2 protein-coding genes are annotated in these 3,935 nt (G+C 60.9%); both read left to right on the plus strand.

Annotated elements, in window-relative coordinates; all coding sequences use genetic code 11:
• Positions 1-328: 328 nt before the first annotated feature.
• A complete protein-coding gene (gene mutS, locus ACODSJ_RS24585) occupies positions 329-2,896 on the plus strand; it encodes a DNA mismatch repair protein MutS (RefSeq protein ID WP_489104211.1) in 2,568 nt (855 codons plus the stop codon).
• Positions 2,897-3,038: 142 nt separating this feature from the next.
• Complete coding sequence (fdxA, locus tag ACODSJ_RS24590; protein WP_003184854.1) at positions 3,039-3,362, plus strand: ferredoxin FdxA; 324 nt, start codon at positions 3,039-3,041, stop codon at positions 3,360-3,362.
• Positions 3,363-3,935 lie beyond the last annotated feature (573 nt).

Genomic DNA, 3,935 nt, shown 5'->3' on the forward strand with positions numbered 1-3,935 from the left:
GATGGCCCTTCGCGGCGGGCCCACGGAGCAATGCCGGAGTGAGGGAACACCGAGCAAAGCGAGGTGCCGAGTGGTGGGGCCAAGCGTTCTTTGCTTACTTTCTTCTGGGCCGGCATTCCGGGGCGTTTGAAAGGAAGTAAGTCGCCGTCAGGGCGAAACCGCCAGCAGCCGTTACCGCAGCAACGGATATACACCCAATCCCAATCCCAAAACCACTCCCCCCACCCGCCCATGTTAACCTTGCCCCCATCGCAAAAAAGCCGGGCCGCCGCCCTCCTTTTGCCTACACCATTCAACGAGCTTGCCTGACACCCCAATGAATACAGCCGTGAACGACCTGTCCTCCCACACGCCAATGATGCAGCAATACTGGCGCCTGAAGAACCAGCACCCCGATCAGTTGATGTTCTACCGCATGGGCGATTTCTACGAGATCTTCTACGAAGACGCGAAAAAAGCCGCCAAATTGCTGGACATCACCCTGACGGCGCGTGGGCAATCGGCAGGCATGGCGATTCCGATGTGTGGGATTCCTTACCATGCGGCGGAAGGTTACCTGGCGAAACTGGTCAAGCTCGGCGAGTCGGTGGTGATCTGCGAACAGGTCGGCGACCCGGCCACCAGCAAAGGCCCGGTGGAACGCCAAGTGGTGCGGATCATTACCCCCGGCACGGTCAGTGACGAAGCGCTGCTGGATGAGCGCCGGGACAACCTGATCGCCGCCGTGTTGGGCGATGAACGGCTGTTCGGCCTGGCGGTGCTGGACATCACCAGCGGCAACTTCTCGGTGCTGGAAATCAAGGGCTGGGAAAACCTGCTGGCGGAACTGGAGCGGGTCAACCCGGTGGAACTGCTGATCCCCGACGACTGGCCAAAAGACCTGCCGGCGGAAAAGCGCCGTGGCGTGCGTCGCCGGGCGCCGTGGGATTTTGAGCGCGACTCGGCGCTGAAAAGTCTCTGCCAGCAATTCTCCACCCAGGACCTCAAGGGCTTCGGCTGCGAAAACCTGACCCTGGCCATCGGCGCCGCCGGCTGCCTCTTGGCCTACGCCAAGGAAACCCAGCGCACCGCCCTGCCCCATTTGCGCAGCCTGCGTCACGAGCGCCTGGACGACACCGTGGTGTTGGACGGCGCGAGCCGACGCAACCTGGAACTGGACACCAACCTGGCCGGCGGACGCGACAACACCCTGCAATCGGTGGTCGACTGCTGCCAGACCGCCATGGGCAGCCGCTTGCTGACCCGTTGGCTGAACCGCCCGCTGCGCGACCTGACCGTGCTGCTGGCGCGCCAGTCGTCCATCAGTTGCCTACTGGACCGCTACCGCTTCGAACAGCTGCAACCGCAGCTCAAGGAAATCGGTGACATCGAGCGGATACTCGCGCGAATCGGCCTGCGCAATGCCCGCCCGCGCGACCTGGCGCGCCTGCGCGACGCCCTCGGTGCCCTGCCCGAACTGCAAATCGCGATGAGCGACCTCGAAGCGCCGCATCTGCAGCAGCTGGCGCGCACCACCAGCACCTACCCAGACCTGGCCGCGCTGCTGGAAAAAGCCATCATCGACAACCCGCCGGCCGTGATCCGTGACGGCGGCGTGCTAAAGACCGGCTACGACGCCGAACTCGACGAGCTGCAATCACTGAGCGAAAACGCCGGCCAGTTCCTGATCGACCTCGAAGCCCGGGAAAAAGCCCGCACAGGCCTGGCCAACCTCAAGGTCGGCTACAACCGCATCCACGGTTACTTCATCGAGTTGCCGAGCAAACAGGCCGAGCAGGCGCCGGCCGACTACATCCGCCGCCAGACCCTCAAGGGCGCCGAGCGCTTCATCACCCCGGAACTCAAGGCGTTCGAAGACAAGGCGCTGTCGGCCAAGAGCCGCGCCCTGGCCCGGGAAAAAATGCTCTACGAAGCGCTGCTCGAAGATTTGATCAGCCAACTGCCGCCGTTGCAGGACACCGCCGCCGCCTTGGCGGAGCTGGACGTGCTAAGCAATCTGGCCGAACGCGCCCTGAACCTGGACCTCAACTGCCCGCGTTTCGTCAGCGAACCGTGCATGCGCATCAGCCAGGGCCGCCACCCAGTGGTCGAGCAAGTGCTGACTACGCCGTTCGTGGCCAACGACCTGAGCCTGGACGACAACACCCGCATGCTGGTGATCACCGGCCCGAACATGGGCGGTAAATCCACCTACATGCGGCAAACAGCGTTGATCGTGCTGCTGGCCCACATCGGCAGTTTCGTGCCGGCGGCCAGCTGCGAATTGTCCCTGGTGGACCGGATCTTCACCCGGATCGGCTCCAGCGATGATTTGGCCGGTGGTCGTTCGACCTTCATGGTGGAAATGAGCGAAACCGCGAACATCCTGCACAATGCCACCGAACGCAGCCTGGTGCTAATGGACGAAGTCGGCCGCGGTACCAGCACCTTCGACGGCTTGTCGCTGGCCTGGGCAGCGGCCGAACGCCTGGCGCACCTGCGGGCCTACACGCTGTTCGCCACCCATTATTTCGAGCTGACGGTGTTGCCGGAAAGCCAACCGTTGGTGGCCAACGTCCATCTCAACGCCACCGAGCACAACGAACGCATCGTGTTCCTGCACCATGTACTGCCCGGCCCGGCCAGCCAGAGCTACGGCCTGGCAGTGGCGCAACTGGCCGGCGTGCCGGGTGAGGTCATCAGCCGTGCCCGCGAGCACCTGAGCCGCCTGGAAACCACCAGCCTGCCCCACGAAACGCCACGCCCCAGCAAAGGCAAACCCGTTGCGCCGCAGCAAAGCGATCTGTTCGCCAGCCTGCCACACCCAGTGCTCGACGAACTGGCCAAGCTCGATCTGGACGACCTGACACCACGCCGGGCACTGGATTTACTCTATACATTGAAGACACGGATCTAACGCACAGGCTTTCAAGCTGGTAGAATCTCGCGCGGTTTGGGATGCTGCGGACTATTAGCCTGGTCCGCAGACTATCGCTCCCGAACCTGGCGACCCCACCGTGAAGGGGCATCGCTGCCGCCGCCTGAGGAGAAAATTAGAAATGACCTTCGTCGTCACCGACAACTGCATCAAGTGCAAGTACACCGACTGCGTAGAAGTGTGTCCGGTGGACTGCTTTTACGAAGGGCCGAACTTCCTGGTCATTCACCCGGATGAGTGCATCGACTGCGCCCTGTGTGAACCGGAATGCCCGGCAAATGCCATTTTTTCGGAAGACGAAGTGCCAGCCGGCATGGAGAATTTCATCGAGCTGAACGCCGAACTGGCGGACATCTGGCCGAACATCACCGAGAAGAAAGACGCCCTGCCGGACGCCGAAGAATGGGATGGCAAGCCAGGCAAGATCGCAGACCTGGAACGCTGATTCCCTGCGCATCCATCGAAAAGGCCCCTTGCGGGCCTTTTTGCTTTCCTGGGATCTGAAACATCGCAGGCAAAAATCGCAGGCAAAAAAAAGGGGCGGTTTGACCCGCCCACATTTTTTCCATAATCCCTTTAATCCTTTTCATCATCCTGATGAATCGCTTCCTGCGATGTCCTTCCTTCCCCATCGTCCGTGACGGGTGTGTCTGTCCGTCGACACAGGACTGATATTAGTGTTTTCCCGGATGAGTGCAATTTGCCGAACATCGCTGGGGATGTCTTGTCACCGGACTTTCATCTTGAAAATTATCTTTATAAATCAATCGCATACTGAAAACATGACAGGGTTTATGGGCATCTTCCCTTGCGAGGGAGACCGAACGCTTACGCAACACTAGGCAAAAGCTTACAAGCTGAACCAGTGAATGGGGGCGGGGCTGGAGGATGGGGTCTGCGTGGGGTTTTGGTGGGGGTGTATATCCGTTGCTGCGGTAACGGCAGCTTATGGTTCCGCTCTTGCAGCGGGTCACTTTTGGAAGAGCCGGGAGCCGGACCAGCCAAAAGTAACCAAAAA

It is taken from the genome of Pseudomonas sp. FG6, assembly GCF_057809015.1.

Bases quoted from the DNA above. Each gene is read 5' to 3' on its own strand.
- fdxA (WP_003184854.1), top strand. From the start codon at position 3,039: ATGACCTTCGTCGTCACCGACAACTGCATCAAGTGCAAGTACACCGAC.